The organism is Bradyrhizobium sp. MI1.3 (assembly GCF_055811695.1).
On sequence record NZ_JBVVPQ010000114.1, the window covers coordinates 1 to 16,318 of the forward strand.

General features: G+C 64.6%; 14 protein-coding genes. 2 read left to right on the forward strand and 12 right to left on the reverse strand.

Annotation, left to right across the window (positions count from 1 at the left end; translation table 11 throughout):
* Positions 1 to 223 precede the first annotated feature (223 nt).
* The 9 genes from tatC to AC0L3A_RS38140 all read right to left on the reverse strand — a co-directional run bounded on the left by tatC (position 224) and on the right by AC0L3A_RS38140 (position 9,495).
* Positions 224 to 1,036, reverse strand: a complete 813-nt coding sequence (gene tatC / locus AC0L3A_RS38100; protein ID WP_007590658.1) for a twin-arginine translocase subunit TatC — start codon at positions 1,034 to 1,036, stop codon at positions 224 to 226.
* Positions 1,033 to 1,608, reverse strand: coding sequence for a Sec-independent protein translocase protein TatB (gene tatB, locus AC0L3A_RS38105; RefSeq protein ID WP_473256317.1), 576 nt, complete (start codon positions 1,606 to 1,608; stop codon positions 1,033 to 1,035). The genes tatC and tatB overlap by 4 nt, the downstream gene beginning before the upstream one ends.
* Positions 1,609 to 1,696: 88 nt before the next feature.
* Positions 1,697 to 1,933 carry a twin-arginine translocase TatA/TatE family subunit gene (locus AC0L3A_RS38110; protein WP_007610722.1) on the reverse strand — a complete coding sequence of 79 codons (237 nt, stop codon included), beginning with the start codon at positions 1,931 to 1,933 and terminating at the stop codon, positions 1,697 to 1,699.
* A 167-nt stretch (positions 1,934 to 2,100) separates the two neighbouring features.
* Positions 2,101 to 2,853, reverse strand: coding sequence for an SMC-Scp complex subunit ScpB (gene scpB, locus AC0L3A_RS38115; RefSeq protein WP_007590655.1), 753 nt, complete (start codon positions 2,851 to 2,853; stop codon positions 2,101 to 2,103).
* Positions 2,854 to 2,874: 21 nt separating this feature from the next.
* Complete coding sequence (locus AC0L3A_RS38120; RefSeq protein WP_007590654.1) at positions 2,875 to 3,714, reverse strand: segregation and condensation protein A; 840 nt, start codon at positions 3,712 to 3,714, stop codon at positions 2,875 to 2,877.
* On the reverse strand, positions 3,711 to 4,739 hold the full coding sequence (nagZ, locus tag AC0L3A_RS38125) for a beta-N-acetylhexosaminidase (protein ID WP_473256318.1): 1,029 nt from the start codon (positions 4,737 to 4,739) through the stop codon (positions 3,711 to 3,713). Before nagZ ends, AC0L3A_RS38120 begins: the two co-directional genes overlap by 4 nt.
* 45 nt (positions 4,740 to 4,784) lie before the next feature.
* Complete coding sequence (locus AC0L3A_RS38130) at positions 4,785 to 6,359, reverse strand: SPOR domain-containing protein (RefSeq protein WP_473256323.1); 1,575 nt, start codon at positions 6,357 to 6,359, stop codon at positions 4,785 to 4,787.
* A gap of 139 nt (positions 6,360 to 6,498) precedes the next feature.
* Positions 6,499 to 8,289, reverse strand: a complete 1,791-nt coding sequence (gene argS, locus AC0L3A_RS38135; RefSeq protein WP_473256319.1) for an arginine--tRNA ligase — start codon at positions 8,287 to 8,289, stop codon at positions 6,499 to 6,501.
* Positions 8,290 to 8,298: 9 nt separating this feature from the next.
* Positions 8,299 to 9,495, reverse strand: a complete 1,197-nt coding sequence (locus AC0L3A_RS38140; protein WP_246649028.1) for a deoxyguanosinetriphosphate triphosphohydrolase — start codon at positions 9,493 to 9,495, stop codon at positions 8,299 to 8,301.
* A 146-nt stretch (positions 9,496 to 9,641) separates the two neighbouring features.
* On the opposite strand from AC0L3A_RS38140, the gene erpA reads away from it, so the two are divergent.
* On the forward strand, positions 9,642 to 9,971 hold the full coding sequence (gene erpA, locus AC0L3A_RS38145) for an iron-sulfur cluster insertion protein ErpA (protein WP_007610737.1): 330 nt from the start codon (positions 9,642 to 9,644) through the stop codon (positions 9,969 to 9,971).
* Positions 9,972 to 9,977: 6 nt separating this feature from the next.
* Here the strand turns inward: erpA and AC0L3A_RS38150 are convergent, their stop codons facing one another.
* Entirely contained in the window at positions 9,978 to 12,308 is a 2,331-nt protein-coding gene (locus AC0L3A_RS38150) for a hybrid sensor histidine kinase/response regulator (protein WP_473256320.1), read from the reverse strand.
* A gap of 134 nt (positions 12,309 to 12,442) precedes the next feature.
* Here AC0L3A_RS38150 and xth point away from each other — a divergent pair, with 134 nt between their 5' ends.
* Positions 12,443 to 13,240 carry an exodeoxyribonuclease III gene (gene xth, locus AC0L3A_RS38155; protein WP_473256321.1) on the forward strand — a complete coding sequence of 266 codons (798 nt, stop codon included), beginning with the start codon at positions 12,443 to 12,445 and terminating at the stop codon, positions 13,238 to 13,240.
* Positions 13,241 to 13,255: 15 nt separating this feature from the next.
* Here the strand turns inward: xth and AC0L3A_RS38160 are convergent, their stop codons facing one another.
* Both AC0L3A_RS38160 and ilvD read right to left on the reverse strand, forming a co-directional pair.
* Positions 13,256 to 14,077, reverse strand: coding sequence for a tetratricopeptide repeat protein (locus AC0L3A_RS38160; protein ID WP_007590646.1), 822 nt, complete (start codon positions 14,075 to 14,077; stop codon positions 13,256 to 13,258).
* Positions 14,064 to 15,788: a dihydroxy-acid dehydratase gene (ilvD, locus tag AC0L3A_RS38165; RefSeq protein WP_473256322.1), complete on the reverse strand. Its 1,725-nt coding sequence runs from the start codon at positions 15,786 to 15,788 to the stop codon at positions 14,064 to 14,066. The genes AC0L3A_RS38160 and ilvD overlap by 14 nt, the downstream gene beginning before the upstream one ends.
* Positions 15,789 to 16,318: the final 530 nt, after the last annotated feature.

Consider the following 16,318-nt stretch of genomic DNA (forward strand, 5'->3'; position numbering starts at 1 on the left):
GTTGTTTGGCCGTGGTCTGGGGGTTTTTTCAAACCGCGAAATTCCGTTTTTTGATTTCTTCAAATTGGCTCCTCCCTTAATCCTGGTTGTCATTCCCCGCGAAGGCGGGCGATCCAGTATTCCAGAGACATCACTGATTCTGCGATAGGCCGCGGGGTACTGGATTCCCCGCCCCAGGGCGCAATTGTGCACAAGGCGGGGAATGCCAGCGAGGGGTGTCGCCCTACTCCGCCGGATTAGCCGGCGTCGATACGTCAGTGCCGGTGGTGGCCTTTGAAGCTGCCGCCTTCTTCTCCACAATTCCCACCGCGATGATCGAGCCCTCGTAGAGCGCGAGCAAGGGGATCGCGAGCGAGCACTGGCTAAGCACGTCGGGCGGGGTCAGAACGGCCGCGATGACGAAGGCGACGACGATGAAATAGCGGCGCTTCTCGCGCAGCATTTTTGACGTGACGATGCCGATGCGCCCGAGCAGCGTCAGGATCACCGGAAGCTGGAAGGCGATGCCGAAGGCGAAGATCAGCGACATCATCAGCGACAGGTATTCACCGACCTTGGGCAGCAGCTGGATCTGCGCGGTCTCGTCGCTGCCAGCCTGCTGCATGCCGAGCGAGAAGCGGACCAGCATCGGCAGCACGACGAAATAGACCAGTGCTGCGCCCAGCACGAAGAAGAACGGGGTCGCGACCAGATAAGGCAGAAAGGCCTGCTTCTCGTGCTTGTAGAGGCCCGGAGCGACGAACTTGTAGATCTGCGTCGCAACGATCGGGAACGAGATGAAGCCGGCGCCGAACAGCGCGAGCTTGAGCTGAGTAATGAAATATTCCAGCAGCGCAGTGTAGATGAATTTCGAGTTCTCGGGACCCGCGACCCACACGAACGGCCAGACCAGCACGTTGTAGATCTGCTTGGCGAAGAAGAAGCAGAAGATGAAGGCAACGCCGAAGCCAAGGAGCGCCTTGATCAGCCGCGAACGCAGCTCGATCAAATGGTCCATCAGGGGAGCTTTGCTGGCCTCGATATCGGCGGCGCTCATGACGCTTTGGCGTCCTTGATCGCCTCGGCCGGCGCAGTGTCCTGGATGACCGAATCTTGCGTGACCGAACCTTGAGCGACCTGCGCCTGCTCGACCTCACGGGTGATGGCGAGCGGCTCGTTCACCGGCGCATGTGCCTCGGCCTCTACGAAGGTCTCGGGCGTCGGCGCTTCCGGCGTGGTGGGCGTCGCCGGCAATTCGCTTGAAGTCGCCAGCGCTTCGCTTGAAGTCGCCGGCGGCTCAACAGCGGCGGTGGTCGAGGTCTCGGCCGGCTTGTCCAGCGCATCGACGCGGAGCGCGTCGCTGACGTCTTTCTGAAGCGAGGTCATCAGATTGTTGCCGGCGAACCCGGAAGCCGCTTCCTTGACCTCGTCGAAGCTCTTCTTGAGGTCGGCCATTTCGGCCTCGCGCATCGCCTCCTGGAATTGGCCCTGGAATTCGGCGGCCATCTTGCGCGCCTTGCCCATCCACTGCCCGACCATACGCAGTACGCCCGGCAGCTCTTTCGGGCCGATGGCGATCAGGGCCACGACCCCGATCAGGACCAGTTCACTCCACCCGATATCGAACATGAGGTCTTCCGTTCACGCCAGCCGCAGCCAGCCCAATCCCTCGCGCGCAGGATCGGGTCCGCTACCCGCGTCTCGCGTGCTCTCTGGCTCAGACGGCCTTGCTGCCGACGTCGGACCGTGCCGCGGTCGGCGCGGCATTGTTGTGCTCGATGGACTTGGCCGGCTCGGGCTTGTCGGCGACCTTGTCGTCGTCCTGCATGCCCTTCTTGAACGCCTTGATGCCCTGCGCCACGTCGCCCATCAGATCCGAAATCTTGCCGCGACCGAACAGCAGCAGGACCACTGCGATCACCAGGACCCAGTGCCAAATGCTGAGTGAACCCATCCTGCAACCCTCCAAACGCGCATGGCCGGGGACCCGGCCGATCTTCACCGAAACCTAGGCTTGGCAGGTGTCAAAAACAAGGACCAAGGCAGCGCCAATTCGCTGTTGGCGCTACGTAATTTTGCTAGTGTTAACTGGTCGCAGGTGGCCGGTAGAAGGCCGGGACGTCAGTCCTCGCTACCGCCCTCGCCGCCCTCATTGCCGCCTTCCGGCGGCGTCTCGGGCTCGACCGCAGGCGCCAGCGCGAGATCAAGGTCCTCGCCTGGTTCCAGCGGATCCTCGTCCTCACGCAAAGTCGGGTCATCCGACGGCGTCGGCACGCTGAATCCGGTCGGCAGACGCGAATCCAGAAGGCCCGTGCCCTTCAGCTCCTCCAAACCCGGCAGATCGCCGAGCTGTTCCAGAGTGAACTGCGACAGGAAGTCCTCGGTGGTTCCGAAGGTCAAGGGACGGCCCGGCGTCTTGCGACGGCCGCGCGGCTTGATCCAGCCGGTTTCCAGCAGCACGTCCAGCGTGCCTTTCGAAGTGACGACGCCGCGGATCTCCTCGATCTCGGCGCGCGTCACCGGCTGGTGATAGGCGATGATTGCGAGCACCTCGATCGCGGCGCGCGACAGGCGGCGGGTTTCGGTGCTCTCGCGGGTCATCAGCCAGGCGAGATCGCCCGCCGTGCGGAAGGTCCATTTGTTGGCAACCCGGACGAGATTCACGCCGCGCAGGGAATAGTCGGCCTGCAACTGCTCAAGCGCGGCCTTCACGTCCACGCCCTCGGGCATGCGCTTGGCCAGCGTCGCGGTGTCCAGCGGTTCATTCGAAGCGAACAGCAGCGCTTCCAGCAGCCGCAATTCTTCGGGACGTGCCTGGGACTCGTTCTCCATCGGCTCGGCCTCTTCTACCCGCACTTCAGCCAGGCTTGCCATGGCAGATTCTCCTTGTTGCACTTAAGCGACCGGCGCATCGGGCGCAGGAGCTGCGTCCATGACCGGCTTGGGGCGCCCCTTCCGGAAATAGATGGGCGCAAACGCCTCTTTCTGATTCAGCTCGAGCTGACCTTCGCGCACCAGTTCGAGCGCAGCCGCGAAACTCGAGGCGAGCACCGTCGCGCGCTGCGTCGGATCGGCGACGTGCTGCAGCAGAAAATCGTCGAGAACGCCCCAATCGTCTTGCTCGCTGATGCTGCCGACCAGCCGCTCCAGCGTGGCGCGCGCCTCCGCAAGCGACCACACCGTGCGCTTGGCGAGATGCACGCTCGCCAGCACGCGCGACTGGCGCTGCGCGGCATAGGCGGTGAGCAGGTCATAGAGCGTTGCGGTGTATTTCGGATGCTTGATCTCGGCGATCTGCTCGGGCTCGCCGCGCGGGAAGATGTCGCGCAGCAATTGCTGCCGGTTCATCAGCCGGTTGGCGGCTTCACGAATGGCCTCAAGCCGGCGCAGGCGGTTGGCTAGCGCCGTCGCCATCTGCTCGGCGCTCGGGCCTTCCGCACTCGGCGGCTCCGGCAGCAGCAGGCGCGATTTCAGAAAGGCGAGCCAGGCCGCCATCACGAGGTAGTCGGCGGCAAGCTCGAGGCGGATCTTTCGCGCGGCTTCGATGAAGTGGAGATACTGGTCGGCGAGCGCCAGGATCGAGATCTTGGCGAGATCGACCTTCTGCTGCCGCGCCAGTGCGAGCAACAGGTCGAGCGGACCCTCATAGCCCTCGACGTCCACCACCAACGCCGGCTCACCCTCGGCGAGCTCTGCGGGCCGCCCGGTTTCAAACGATAGGATTTCTGCGGTCATGCCGATGCCGTGTTTGCCCGTGCGATCAATGCGTCCAGTTCGGCGCGTGCGGCCGCGCGATCGAACGGTTGCGGTCCTCGACGCGCGGCGAGCGCGGCGTTCGCCCGCTCCAGCGCCCTGCCCGCCAGTTCGGGTGTCTGGCCGGCGACCTCACGCATCTCCTCGATCTTGCCGTTGCAATGCAGGGCCATGTCGCAACCGGCCGCAAAAATCGCGCGGGTCCGCTCGGCGATATTGCCCGACAGCGCGTTCATCGACACGTCATCACTCATTAACAAACCCTGGAACCCGATTGTGCCGCGAATCACCTCAGCGATCATTGTCGCAGATGTCGTCGCCGGATGGGCGGGGTCGACCGCGCTAAACACAACATGTGCAGTCATGGCCATCGGCAAATCCGCTAAAGGCTTGAATGCCGCGAAGTCGGTGCGCTCCAGTTCGTCTCGCGACGTGTCGACGGTCGGCAGATTGAAATGGGTATCGGCCGTAGCTCGGCCATGGCCGGGGATGTGCTTGAGCACCGGCAACACGCCCCCCTCTTCCAGGCCCTCGGTGACCGCGCGGGCGATCGCGGCGACTTTTCCCGGTTCGGTGCCGTAGGCCCTGTTCCCGATGACGGCGTTGGCGCCAGCCACCGGCACGTCGGCCAGCGGCAAGCAATCCACGGTAATGCCGAGATCCGCGAGATCGGCCGCGATCAGCCGGGCACTGAGGCGCGCCGCGGTCAGCCCGAGCGCCGAATCAGTATCGTAGAGACCCGCGAAAATAGCGCCCGGTGGATAGACCGGCCAAAGCGGCGGCCCCAGGCGCTGCACCCGTCCACCCTCCTGGTCGATCAGGACAGGGGCATCAGCGAAACCCGCGACCGCCCGCAATTCCGCAACGAGTGCAGCAACTTGAGCTGGCGTCTCGACGTTGCGCTTGAAGAGGATGAAGCCCCATGGGCGTTCGCTGCGGATAAACTCCCGCTCGGCGGCAGTTAGTTCCGTTCCGGAAACGCCGGTAATGAAGGCCCGCGTGCTCATACGGCCGATTAACCCTGACCCGCGAGACGGTCAAGGAAACGGCCGTTAATTCCTCTGGACGAAGCAGGCAGACAGGCCCGCGGATTTCAAACTGTTGCAGGCCTGGTTCGCCTCTTCGAGCGATCCGTAGGGTCCAGCGAAGGCGCGGTAGACGATTCCCTTGCCCTTGTCGGTCAGGTCGACCCGCTTGACCACCGGAGCGCGGGAGCCCAGCACGCTGCCGTACTTGCTCTGAAGCACCCGGTAGGAGGCGTGGGCGCTATCCTCGGTCTGCTGCGAGGAGACCTGCACGACGTAGCCACCGCCACCGCTGCTCGCGGGCGCAATTTGCGTCGGATTGGTCGCAGCCATCCGCTGCGGCGGCTCCGCAGCCGGCGTCGATTGCGGCGCCAGCGAGAGCGGCTGATTGGCACTGGCATTGGCCGAGGTCGGCGGCGTGCGTGGTGCAGCGGGTGCCGCAACGGGCTTCAGTGGAGCTGCCGGCTTCGCGACGGCGGCGGCTTGCGACGCGGTGGCGTCGGTCTGATCGCCCTTCACGGCCACGGTCCTGATCGCGCGCGGCGAATTGTTCGGCAGCGTGCCGTTACTCGGATTCGGGCCCGCACTCGATAGCGGAATGCTGGACGGCGACACGCTCGCCACCGGCGGCGGGTTCGCGTTCTGGTTCAGCGGCGGGAACACCACGCGGGGACCTCCCGCCTTGGCGTTGACGTCGACAGGCGCCTCCTCGCGCGGCACGATCTTCTCAGCGCCATCACCGGTGACCATGCGGTCCGGCACCTTGGCCGAGGAGTCCGACGGCGCCGGCACGATTTTGGTCGGCGTGTTGTCGGCCTTGATGATGGGCGGCTCGCCGCTGCGGGGCGAGCCCACATAGGTCTTGTAGGCGAACGCAGCGCCGGTCCCGACCACGGCAAGCGCCAGGATCGCCGCGACCGTCATCATGCCGCCGCGCTGCTTCTTGGGCTCGTCGAGATCGGCCTCGGGATAGTCGCTCTGGAATGCGTAAGGATCGTCGGGATAGGCGGCATCGCGCTGGTAGTCTTGTTCGCCCGCCTCCAGCCGTCCGTAGAGCGCATCGTCGTAGCGCGCCGGATCGGGCTGCTGCTGATAGGCTTGTTCCTGATAAGCCTGATCGTGCTGCTGGTAGGCCTGATCCTGATAGGCAGGAGCTTGATAAGCAGGAGCTTGATAGCCCTGATCCGGATAGGCCTGCGGCTGACGAAAATCAGGTTCGGGCTCGGGCGCAGTCGGCTGGGCTGAATAACGATGCAGTGGATGAACCGGGTTTACGGAAGCGGGATAGGCAGGCTCAGCTGGCGCCGTCTGCGGCTGCACATTGGCGCGCCGCATCCATGAGGGCGGTCCGGGCGGCGGCGGAGGAGCCTGCTCGGCATAGTCCTGCTGGTCATCGTCCTGGCGATAGTCGTCGTCCTGATAGCTCTGGACAGGCGCGGGCGCTGCTGGCGGGTGCGCACCCGGCCGCACTTGCGCCGCAAACGGATCGGTCTGCCCGATCAGGCGGGCGAGTTCGGCCAAGGGATCGCCGCTCCCATGCTGATCGCCACCGCGACCATAGTCATCGGAAGGAAACGGTCTGTCCTGATATCGTTCGGCCATCGTGATGATGCGTCCCTTCGGGAAAGCCGCGCGCCCCTCGACCAAGGCGCGGCTTTCGACCCACAAGGCTTTCAACCAAGTCTAAGCGATCCGGCTTCTGCCGGTTACCCCCGAAATCCCTTAAGTAGTTCGCCCCAAACTACCGCATCTCGTCCGGAGCATGGACGCCGAGGATGGCGAGGCCCGATGCCAGGACAGAGACGACGCCCTGGACCATGGCCAGCCGCGCCTTCGTTAGATCTGCATCATTATTGATAATGAAGCGTAAATAGGGCAAATCGCGCCCCTTCGTCCAAAGTGCGTGAAATTCACTCGCTAAGTCATAGAGATAGAAAGCAATTCGGTGCGGCTCGTGGGCGCTTGCCGCCGCTTCCAGCATGCGCGGAAAAATTGCGAGCCGCTTAAGAAGGTCGAGCTCAGCCGGGTCTGACAGCCGTTCCACCGCCGACTCACCGAGCCAGGCGATGCGCTTTTCGGTTTCCGCGGGGAGTTCCGGGAACACCTCGGCCCGGGCGTTGCGGAAGATCGAATGGCCGCGGGCGTGGCCGTACTGGACATAGAACACGGGGTTGTCGCGCGACTGTTCCATAACCTTGGCAAGGTCGAAGTCGAGCACCGCGTCGTTCTTGCGGTAGAGCATCATGAAGCGGACGGCGTCCTGGCCGACTTCATCTACCACCTCACGCAAGGTGACGAAGTCCCCGCTCCGCTTGGACATTTTCACCGGCTCGCCGTTGCGCAGCAACTTCACGAGCTGGACGATCTTGACGTCGAGCGCCCCCTTGCCGGAGGTCGTCGCCTTCACCGCCGCCTGCATGCGCTTGATGTAGCCACCATGGTCGGCGCCCCAGACGTCGATCATTTCCGCAAAACCACGGTCGAACTTGTTCTTGTGGTAGGCGATATCGGCGGCGAAGTAGGTATAGGAATTGTCCGACTTGATCAGCGGGCGATCGACGTCGTCGCCATAAGCAGTCGCCTTGAACAGCAACTGCTCGCGATCTTCCCAATCCTCGGCCGGGGCCCCTTTTGGCGGCGGCAGACGGCCCTGGTAGACGTCGCCCTTGGCCTTGAGGAAGTCGATGGTCTCGGCGACCTTGTTGTTGCCGGCGTCCTGCAGCGAGCGCTCCGAGAAGAACACGTCGTGGCGGATGTTGAGCGCGCCGAGATCTCCCTTGATCTCGTCCATCATCATCGCGATGGCCTTGGCGCGTACCGTCGGCAGCCACGCGCCCTCGCTCATGGCGAGGAGCTTGTCGCCGTGTTCGTTGGCCAGCGCCTGCCCGACCGGCTTCACATAGTCGCCGGGATAAAGGCCTTCCGGAATCGCGCCGATGTCCTCGCCGAGCGCCTCGCGATATCTGAGGAAGGCGGAACGGGCGAGCACGTCGACCTGCGCACCGGCGTCGTTGATGTAATATTCGCGCGTGACGTCACGGCCTGCGAACTCGAGCAGGCTCGCCAGCGCGTCGCCGAACACGGCGCCGCGGCAATGGCCGACATGCATCGGCCCGGTCGGGTTGGCGGAGACATATTCGACGTTGACCTTGGAGCCGCCGCGGACGCGGCCGTAATCGGCGCCCTCGCGCAGCACGGTCCGTAGCGCCTCGGCCCATGCGGCCGGCTTCAGCGTCAAATTGATGAAGCCGGGACCGGCGACGTCGACCTTGGCGATCAGCGCATCCGCGCGCAGCCGTTCGGCGATCTGCTCGGCGAGGTCGCGCGGCTTTGCCTTTGCCTCTTTCGCAAGCACCATGGCCGCGTTGGTCGCCATGTCGCCATGGGAGGTATCGCGCGGCGGCTCGACCACCACGCGCGAGAAATCGATGCCCTCGGGCCAGTTGGCGTCCGCCGCAAGCGCGCGGCAGACCGCGTGCACGCGTGCGAGCACGTCGGCGAACAGGTGCAGTGCTGAGGATGTGTCGGGCATGGGCGCCGCCTAACGCAAATCCGGGGTCGAGTCAAAGAGCCGCTGGTGCTCGGTCAGGGCGAAACGGTCGGTCATTCCGGCAATGAAATTCCCGATCCGTCGAGCCCGGTCGCCCTCATTGTCCGCCTCCGCCCCGACCAGCCATTCCGGCGGCAGTTCGCCGGGCGATGTGAGGTATTTCGCGAACAGGTCGAACAGGATCTGTTCCGCCTCGCTCATCACCCGCATGACCCGCTTGTGGCGGTACATGTGCTGATAGAGAAAGCGCTTGATGGCGGCCTCCTCCTCGGCGACCGCGGCGGGGAACGCGATCAGTGCCCGGCTCTGCTGGCGCACGTCCTGGGCGGATTGCGGTTTCACGGCGGCAAGGTTTGTCTGCGCCTCGGCGAACACGGCACCGATCAGGTGCGAGATCAGCTCGCGCACCAGCTCGGCGCCGCGCCTGACGTCTTCGAGATCGGGGTAATGCGCAGACGTCTCGGCGATGATCTCCGCGGTCAGCGGCATGACCTTGAGGTCGTCGAGGTGAAACAGGCCGGCGCGCAGGCCGTCGTCGATATCGTGGGCATCATAGGCGATGTCGTCAGCGATCGCGGCGACCTGTGCCTCCAGCGAGGCGAAACTCCACAATTCGAGATCGTAGGTCTTGATGTAGTCGGCGATGCCGACAGGAATGCCGTGCTCGCGATAACGCCCGACCGGCGCACCGCTGCGATCGGTCAGCGGGCCATTGTGCTTGACGATGCCTTCCAGCGCTTCCCAGGTCAGGTTGAGCCCGTCGAATTCGGGGTAGCGGTGTTCCAGCGCCGCGACGACGCGGAGCGTCTGGGCGTTGTGGTCGAAGCCGCCGAAATCCGTCAGGCAGGCGTCCAGTGCCCGCTCGCCGGCGTGCCCGAACGGCGGATGGCCGAGGTCGTGGGCGAGCGCCAAGGTTTCCGTTAGGTCCTCGTCCAGCCCGAGCTGCCGCGCCAGCGCCCGGGCAATCTGCGCCACCTCCAGCGAATGGGTCAGCCGGGTCCGGTAATGGTCGCCCTCGTGGAACACGAACACCTGGGTCTTGTACTTCAGTCGGCGGAACGCGGTGGAATGGATCACCCGGTCGCAATCCCGCCGGAACGGGCTGCGGGTCCGGCTCGGCGGTTCCGCGACCAGCCGGCCGCGGCTGCGATCGGGATCGCAGGCATAGGGCGCGTGGGGGGCAGCCATTCCGACGGACACGGCGAATTTAGTCCCTATCCATTTGATTCTGCGTATGGTGGCACTTAACTATGCCGGACGCGGGATACCAACTGAATTGGGCAACCGACCTTCGGGCGACCTTGGTGTGACCGCGGGGCTATCGGAGACGAACGATGACGACTGACGTGACCATCAGTGACAAGGCCGCACGCCGGATTGGGGAGATCCTCAAGGGCGAAGGGTCTGGCGCGATGCTGCGGATCTCGGTCGAGGGCGGCGGCTGCTCCGGCTTCCAGTACAAGTTCGACATTGACCGTGCCCGCACCGACGACGATCTCGTGATCGAGCAGGACAATGCTGTGGTGCTGGTCGATTCCGCCTCGCAGCCGTTCCTGGCGGGGTCGCAAGTCGATTTCGTCGACGATCTGATCGGCGCCTCGTTCCGGGTCAACAATCCCAACGCCACGGCGTCCTGCGGCTGCGGGACCAGCTTCTCGATCTGACAGGCTTTAGGCGCCAGTCATCTGCCTTTCCTCGTCCGTCCACTCCACGTCGACAGACGTGAGCTCCGCCTGAAGTGGTGCGTCTTCCGCCATCACATGTCCATCGAGCGCGCGCAGCAGAGCCGCCACCAGCGCAGGCTTGCGCAGCGGTTTGGCGAGGAAGTCGGACATCCCCGCCTCGCGGCAGATCTTGACGTCCTCGGGGAAGGCATTGGCGGTCAGCGCGATGATCGGCAAGGCCGCGAAGCATCCGCCCTCGGCGCGGATCGCACGGGTCGCGGCAAGCCCGTCCATCTCGGGCATGCGCACGTCCATCAGCACGATATCGTAATCGCCTTCGGACACGGCCGCGACGGCCTCGACACCGTCTGTCACGACGCGCAACTCGACGTCGAAGGCACCGAGCATCTTGCTCACGACCATGCGGTTGACGGCGTCGTCCTCGGCGACCAGCACCTTCAGCGGTCGGTCGAGGCCCGCGATGCGCGCCTTGAGATCGTCGGCTTCCTCGCGGCCAGCGTCGTGATCGGACGTTTGCACCTGACTCCACGGCAGTACCAGCGTGAAGCGGAAGGTCGAGCCTTCGCCCGGCGTCGAGGTGACGCCGATGGTGCCGCCCATCTGCTCGATAATGCGCCGCGAGATCGCTAGGCCCAGCCCGGTGCCGCCGAAGCGGCGGCTGATCGAGGCGTCGGCCTGGGCGAAGTCGGAGAAGAGCTCGCCGAGCTTCTCGGGGGCGATGCCGATACCGCTGTCGGTCACGCTCCATTCGACGGTGGCGAGCAGATCGCGGCGGGCCTGACAGACAGCTGCGATCGTGACTTCGCCTCCATCAGTGAACTTCACCGCGTTGGATGCGAGATTGAGCAGGACCTGGCGGATACGCGCGACATCGCCGCGCAGCGTTGGCGGCAGGTTGGGATCGAGCTCGACCTTGACGGCGAGCCCCTTGCTCTTGGCGCTCGCGCGCACGATGGTCGCCACGGCTTCGACCATCGCCTGCGGCGCGAAGTCGATCACCTCGAACGCGAAGCGTCCGGCCTCGAGCTTGGACAGGTCCAGGATGTCGTTGAGGATGCGCTGGAGATTGTCGCCGGACTCGCGGATCGTGGTGACAGCCTCGCGCTGCTCCGGATCGAGTTTTGTCTCCAGCAGCACGCTGGCAAGCCCGAGCACGCCGTTCATCGGCGTGCGGATCTCGTGGCTCATCACCGCGAGGAAATCCGATTTGGCACGGCTCTCGGCCTCGGCCTTTTCGGCGCGCCAGCGCTCGGTCACGTCGCGGCCGAAGCCGCGATAGCCGAGGAATTGACCGTCGCGGTCGTAGGCCGGCTTCGCAGTGAGCGACCACAGCCGCGCCTCGCCGCCGGCGACGACCTTGAGGTTCATTTCGTGCAGCGGTTCGGCGTGCTCCATCAGGCCGACGACGTTGTAGGCCGCGCTCTTGTCTTCGGGGCACAGCATGTCGAGCACGTCGGCGAAATACGAGCCCTTCAGCAACGGCAGTGGCAGCTGTGCGACGGCGGCGAAGCGCTCGGGCACGTCGACCAGATGCCCTTCGGCGTCGGTCTGCCATAGCCAGTCGCTGGCGTTCTCCTGAAAATCCTTCAGCAATAGCGAAATGATCTCGGTCTGGCGCTCGAGCTCGAGCCGGGCCTTGAGATTGCCGAGGAACAGATTGCCTTGCGAGACGATGTTGCGCGCCATGAAGAACGCGAACAGCAGCAGAAACACCGCGGTCAGGAGGTAAGGCCCGGTGCCGCACAACAGCAACGCCGCGGCGCAGGCAATCGTCGTCGTCGCGAGATAGACAAGGCCCGCGCGCGGGAAGGTCGAGAGCATGAAGGCGCCGCCGGACATCGTGCCGACCATCAGGCAGGCCAGGACGAGCTGGCTGGTCGGCTCGATGCGGCTGAACAGCGCGATCGGCAGCGTGCCCCAGATTGCGGCGAGGAAAAACGCCTGCCGCAACATCTGCCGCGCGGCGCGGGGCGAGGCTTCCTGCGGCGGGCTCCGGTGGGAGCGCCGCCACGCGCGCACCGCGAGCGAGGCGGCGGTCGCGAGGGTCATGCCCCAGATCGCGAGAAAGTCGTTCCAGCCACGGCCCCAGAACAGGACCAGCACGACTGCGACGTTGAGCATGGTGACGGCCATCGTCACCGGGATCAGGCGTATCACCGCGTCGATCTGCTTGGCGCGGATGCGGCTCAGCTCGCGCTCGCTGAGACCGGCGGTCAGGCCGTCCTCGATCTCGTAGCCGCCGAGCCAGTACAGGAACGCGCCGATCAACCCGTCGCGGGGCTCGGTTCGCTTCATGGATTTGTCCGGCCGTCCCATTCGAAAAACCTTTTGACGATCAATGGCCCAGGCCCGACTTAAGCCGGGTTAATTTTGTGGGAGATTTCGCAGCGTCCTTGACGGGCGCGTTTGCATTTTGTTCTAACCATGGCCCCTGCCCGGAGCCCGTCGAAATGCCCATCAGAATAGCCACCTGGAACGTGAACTCGGTCCGGCAGCGGATCGACCTGTTGCTGACCTGGCTGAAGGAGTGCCAGCCGGACATCGTCTGCCTCCAGGAGATCAAATGCGTCGACGAGGCCTTCCCGCGGCTGGAGATCGAGGCGCTCGGCTACAACGTGGTCACCCATGGGCAGAAGACGTTCAACGGTGTCGCCCTGCTCTCGAAGCTCCGGTTCGACGAGACCAAGTCGGGGCTGGCCGGCGACGACGAGGATGCGCATGCCCGCTTCCTCGAAGGCGTGGTGACGCTCAAGAGCGGCGTGCTGCGCATCGCCTGCCTCTATCTGCCCAACGGCAATCCGGTCGGCACCGAGAAATATCCCTACAAGCTCAAATGGATGTCGCGGCTTATTGAGTATTCGAAGGAGCGCCTCAAGACCGAGGAGCCGCTGATCCTCGCAGGCGACTTCAACGTCATCCCGCATGCCCGCGACGTCCATAATCCCGCCGCCTGGACCGGGGACGCCCTGTTCAAGGCCGAGACGCGGGAGAGTTTTCAGTCCCTGCTCGGCCTCGGCCTGACCGATGCGCTTCGGGCCGTCACCGACGAGCCCGGGCTCTACACCTTCTGGGACTACCAGGCCGGCGCTTGGCAGAAGAACCACGGCCTGCGGATCGACCATCTGCTGCTGTCGCCACAGGCCAGCGACCGGCTCGGCAATGTCGGCATCGACAGTTATGTGCGCAGCTGGGAGAAGCCGTCGGACCATGTGCCGGTGTGGGCGGATCTCGACCTCGAGGCGGCGTGAGGCCGCCTCAACCCATCACTCCCGGCGACCCTGAACCCATTGCTCCAGCATCTGCAGGCACATGGCGCGATCGTCGTCGGAGGCCTTTGCGAAGGCGCGGTTGTAGTTTTCCTTGATCCAGGTCTCGTCGCTACCTGCGCTGTCGCGCGCCAGCGTCAGCCACATCAGGCCGCGCGCGGCCTGCCGCGGCAGGCGGTCGCCGTTGAACAGCATCTGGCCGAGCAGCGCCTGGGCCTCGTGCTGGCCCTTCTGCGCGGCGAGCCCAAGCCAGCGCGCGCCGTAGCGGAAATCCTCGCGCGAAGCGTCTGGTGTCTTCAGGTACAGGCGGGCGAGATCGTATTGCGCATCCGCGTTGCCGAAATAGGACGCGGCATAGGAGAACATCTCCCGCGCCCGCTCCTGGTCCGGCTTGACCTTCGAATTCGGGATGCCACTGAGATAATAGCGGCCGAGCGCCACAAAGGCGTTGGCGACGATCTGCGCCTGGGGCGCGGACGGGCTGTCCTCGGCATGCGCGTTGGCGATCCGGGTGAAATACTCGAACGCACGCACATCGTCCTGGGCGACGCCGTCGCCATTGGCATACATGCGGCCGAGCTTCCACTGCGCGATGGGGTGGCCACCCTCCGCGGCATATTGCAGGGCGCTGAGCGAGGTTTCCTGGGGCACGACTGGCGGTACATTGCGCACCTTGCCAGCTGCGCCCGGCAAGGTCGTGACCACCGGGATGGTCGCATCCTTCTGGCTGACGGGTGCGCCGTCAAAGGCGAGCGCCGGCGCGGCCAGCGCGGTAGCCCCCAACACAAACGCAACGATGGTACGCCTAGATGTCCGCATAGCACTGTTTCTCGTGCGCGCCGCCCGGATGGGTCACTGCCCCACCGACCGCTGGTCCAACCTGCTGAGCATATTTCCAGAGCGCGCCCGTCGTGTGGTTAGTCGCGCGAGCGGTCCATTTGGTCTTGCGCTGGGCAAGCTCCTGGTCGCTCAATTTTACGTTAAGGGTACCGGCGACCGCGTCGATCTCGATGATATCGCCGTCCTCGAGCAGCCCAATCGGGCCGCCGATGGCGGCTTCCGGCCCGACATGGCCGATGCAGAAGCCGCGGGTGGCGCCGGAGAAGCGGCCGTCGGTGATGAGCGCGATCTTGCCGCCCATGCCCTGGCCGGTCAGCGCCGCAGTGGTCTGGAGCATTTCCCGCATGCCGGGACCGCCCTTGGGCCCCTCGTAGCGGATCACGATGACTTCGCCTTCGCGGTAGGTGCGGTTCTGGACGGCCTCGAAAGCATCCTCCTCACGGTCGAAGCACTTGGCCGGACCGGTGAACCTGAGGTTGGACATTCCCGCGACTTTCACGATCGCACCTTCTGGCGCCAGATTGCCCTTCAGACCGACCACACCGCCGGTGACGGTGATGGGTTTGTCTGCCGGGTGCACCACGTCCTGGTGCGGATTCCACTTCACGCTTTTGAGGTTTTCGGCGATCGTTCGACCGGTGACGGTCATGCAGTCACCGTGGAGAAATCCGTTGTCGAGCAGCGTCTTCATCAGAAGCGGTATGCCACCTACTTCAAACATGTCTTTGGCGACATAACGGCCGCCTGGCTTCAAATCCGCGACGTACGGTGTCTTTTTGAAGATTTCGGCGACGTCGAACAGGTCGAACTTGATGCCGCACTCGTGCGCGATTGCCGGCAGGTGCAGTGCAGCATTGGTCGAGCCGCCGGACGCGGCGACCACGGCGGCGGCATTCTCCAGCGCCTTGAGGGTAACGATGTCGCGCGGCCGGATGTTTTGCGCGATCAGCTCCATGACCTGCTCGCCCGCCGTCATGCAGAAGGCGTCGCGAATTTCATAGGGTGCCGGAGCACCAGCCGAGTACGGCAGCGCCAGCCCGATCGCCTCGGAGACGGTCGCCATCGTGTTGGCGGTGAACTGCGCGCCGCAGGCACCCGCCGAGGGGCACGCCACGCGCTCGATCTCGTCGAGGTCCTCGTCGGACATTGCGCCGACCGAGTGCTTGCCGACGGCTTCGAACATGTCTTGCACGGTCACCTGCTGGCCCCGGAAATTGCCGGGCAGGATCGAGCCGCCATAGATGAAGATCGAGGGCACGTTGAGGCGGACCATCGCCATCATCATGCCCGGCAGCGACTTGTCGCAGCCGGCCAGGCCAACGAGGGCGTCATAGGCGTGACCGCGGATCGTCAGCTCGACGGAATCGGCGATGCATTCGCGCGACGGCAGCGAGGAGCGCATGCCGTCATGGCCCATGGCGATGCCGTCGGTCACGGTGATGGTGCAGAATTCCCGCGGCGTGCCGCCGGCGGCTGCGACGCCCTTCTTCACCGCCTGCGCCTGGCGCATCAGGGAGATGTTGCAGGGCGCGGCCTCGTTCCAGCACGAGGCGACGCCGACGAAGGGCTGGTGGATCTGGTCGGTGGTCAGACCCATGGCGTAGAGGTAGGACCGATGGGGCGCGCGCGCAGGGCCTTCCGTCACGTGACGGCTCGGCAGCCTCTGCTTGATGTTGCTCTTCGCGTCCATCGCAAACCAGTTTCCCCGGCGAACCCTTTCAGACCCGAAAAATCAGTGCCAAGATTTGAATCGACCTTTTGAATCGACCTTGGGGATTTCCGTCGCCTTCCAGGACCACCGCTGCCGCTAAAACATTCGAGTGATTTTATTCATGTTCGGGTGTGGCCAAAAAGCGGCGTTGATGCGAACGGACAGAGATGATGGTTAAATCCGTGACCGGTGTTGCGCGGACGGCACAATCGTGGCCTGGAGGACACGATTGAGCTTACTGCGATACCCCCGGCGGGAGGACAATCCACAACTTCAGGCCGGCAGATGCCAGCACCGCAACTCAGGCGCGACGACGAGGCCAAGGTGAGTCGGCGCCTTCATCATCCCCCGCGCGTGCCCTACGCGCTGCAAAGGCCTCTGCGCTGCGCATCGGAGACTCAAGGGTCGAATGTGGCGCACACTCTCTCAAAGCGTCATTGCGAGCGAAGCGAAGCAATCCAGAATTGATCTTCCCCCAAAAAAGTGGACATGGATCAAGCCGATTTTAG

Coding starts and splice junctions, on each gene's coding strand:
- tatC (WP_007590658.1), bottom strand. CDS start 1,036: ATGAGCGCCGCCGATATCGAGGCCAGCAAAGCTCCCCTGATGGACCAT.
- tatB (WP_473256317.1), bottom strand. CDS start 1,608: ATGTTCGATATCGGGTGGAGTGAACTGGTCCTGATCGGGGTCGTGGCC.
- AC0L3A_RS38110 (WP_007610722.1), bottom strand. CDS start 1,933: ATGGGTTCACTCAGCATTTGGCACTGGGTCCTGGTGATCGCAGTGGTC.
- scpB (WP_007590655.1), bottom strand. CDS start 2,853: ATGGCAAGCCTGGCTGAAGTGCGGGTAGAAGAGGCCGAGCCGATGGAG.
- AC0L3A_RS38120 (WP_007590654.1), bottom strand. CDS start 3,714: ATGACCGCAGAAATCCTATCGTTTGAAACCGGGCGGCCCGCAGAGCTC.
- nagZ (WP_473256318.1), bottom strand. CDS start 4,739: ATGAGCACGCGGGCCTTCATTACCGGCGTTTCCGGAACGGAACTAACT.
- AC0L3A_RS38130 (WP_473256323.1), bottom strand. CDS start 6,359: ATGGCCGAACGATATCAGGACAGACCGTTTCCTTCCGATGACTATGGT.
- argS (WP_473256319.1), bottom strand. CDS start 8,289: ATGCCCGACACATCCTCAGCACTGCACCTGTTCGCCGACGTGCTCGCA.
- AC0L3A_RS38140 (WP_246649028.1), bottom strand. CDS start 9,495: ATGGCTGCCCCCCACGCGCCCTATGCCTGCGATCCCGATCGCAGCCGC.
- erpA (WP_007610737.1), top strand. CDS start 9,642: ATGACGACTGACGTGACCATCAGTGACAAGGCCGCACGCCGGATTGGG.
- AC0L3A_RS38150 (WP_473256320.1), bottom strand. CDS start 12,308: ATGGGACGGCCGGACAAATCCATGAAGCGAACCGAGCCCCGCGACGGG.
- xth (WP_473256321.1), top strand. CDS start 12,443: ATGCCCATCAGAATAGCCACCTGGAACGTGAACTCGGTCCGGCAGCGG.
- AC0L3A_RS38160 (WP_007590646.1), bottom strand. CDS start 14,077: ATGCGGACATCTAGGCGTACCATCGTTGCGTTTGTGTTGGGGGCTACC.
- ilvD (WP_473256322.1), bottom strand. CDS start 15,788: ATGGACGCGAAGAGCAACATCAAGCAGAGGCTGCCGAGCCGTCACGTG.